This is a genomic window from Bradyrhizobium sp. Mp27, assembly GCF_029953005.1.
In the GTDB taxonomy this organism is placed as follows: Bacteria; Pseudomonadota; Alphaproteobacteria; order Rhizobiales; family Xanthobacteraceae; genus Bradyrhizobium; species Bradyrhizobium barranii.
The window spans coordinates 1-1402 of record NZ_JASAUS010000494.1; the positions used below are offsets into that span (position 1 = coordinate 1).

The window sequence follows — 1402 nt, forward strand, 5'->3', positions numbered from 1 at the left end:
GCGTTCGCGGTTGAGGTGATGGGGTTGGCTTCACAACCGAATCCTACGCCGCATCAGCGCTTTACACCACGCTCGCCAGCCTCTCAGGCGCCCTCTCGCGAATAAGACGGGTTAGAAACTACAACCACAAGGGAGAAAGCCATGTCATCTGATAACGCACCAGAGCCAGCGCAAGGATCAAAGCCCATCGACATGAAATCTCTCGCGGAACGGCTGGCTGTCCTCGAGCACACCGTCAGGGGAATGCAGGATCAGATAACTGAGATCAGACGGGTAATGGACGAACAGAACGATCCTGGTCGGGTCGGTAAGCGCAGCCTGTTCGACAAGTAAGCAGATGGTCGTGACTAAGCAAGTGAGCGACAACGGCACACCCCCTCCAACTCGCCGGTGAGACGCCGGGGGCAGTGATGCTCCTATGCCCTAGCAGCCAGTCGCTCAGCTACTTGAGTAATCCTACTTCAACCCATCCATGTTCCTGGCGGGTGCCGCTCGTAGCGCGCTCTCCTTGCCAAAAGCGCGCAGCGTGCTCAGCGACAAGGTGCGGATGCGTGAAGAAAACTTGACGGGTTCTATGATTTCGGCCGCCTAAATATCCAATCCGTAGTGCTGCATGATGAGCTTGGTGGCCGCTTTCTTGGCGAGTTCCACCGCAGCCTTGCCGCCTTCCTTGCCAAGATACGTTCCGATGTTGGTAAGCCACCCCTTGGTCTTCTGTCCAATCGAAGTCTCGCCATCCTTCTTGTCGGCCTTGAGGTCTTCGAGGAGGTGAGCCACCCCCTCGTCTGAAATGCCCATGATCTTCATCGCTCCAGCGAGCGCTTTCACGTCGCCAGCTACGATGGTGGTGTGGGCGGCTTGATTGATCTGCTCCGCATTGGCGGCGATGAATACGTTTCCGCCATAGATATTGTTAATGACGGCCTTCTCGACCTTCTCGGCCGGCAGGCTGGCCACGGTTTCCTGGTCGTCCTTCAACTGGTCCTTGATGTCCAGCGCAAAGCGTAGAACCCGATTCCTGACGGTTTCGACTAAGCCGACGAGGCACGACCCAGGTATCTCCTGCCACGCTCGGTTAAGCGCGAAGCCCCTATAGAATTTCGACTGGTACTTGGCAGTAAGCTCGGGTGGCCAAGGAACGGATGCGTCTGAGGACTTGTCCGGTCTCGTCTCATAGGAGGAGACTGGCTGGCCGAGCCTAACTTTGCTGACGATTTCGCGGTCCCTTTCTTCAAGTACGTGCAGCGAAAGAGGCTGATCGTTGATCTGCGCACCGCCGCCGCCTAAGAGAAAACGTAAGCGCTCCTTTCTACGCACCTATGCAGTTGAGCGCGGGGATGGGATGAGGTGTCCACCATGAACGAGGTGGACACCATCGATGATCACTCCAGAAGAACTTTTG

The 1402-nt window shown here is 56.6% G+C and carries 2 protein-coding genes; one reads left to right on the top strand and one right to left on the bottom strand.

Annotation, left to right across the window (positions count from 1 at the left end; genetic code table 11):
- Positions 1-141: 141 nt before the first annotated feature.
- Positions 142-333 (top strand): hypothetical protein, encoded by a 192-nt coding sequence (locus QJT78_RS51260; RefSeq protein ID WP_157790053.1) that lies wholly within the window; start codon positions 142-144, stop codon positions 331-333.
- A 255-nt stretch (positions 334-588) separates the two neighbouring features.
- On the opposite strand, the gene QJT78_RS51265 is transcribed toward QJT78_RS51260, so the two are convergent.
- A complete protein-coding gene (locus tag QJT78_RS51265; protein WP_281460880.1) occupies positions 589-1317 on the bottom strand; it encodes a hypothetical protein in 729 nt (242 codons plus the stop codon).
- Positions 1318-1402 lie beyond the last annotated feature (85 nt).

What these genes read in the sequence shown, in the direction of transcription:
- QJT78_RS51260 (WP_157790053.1), top strand. Translation starts at nt 142, where the DNA reads ATGTCATCTGATAACGCACCAGAGCCAGCGCAAGGATCAAAGCCCATC.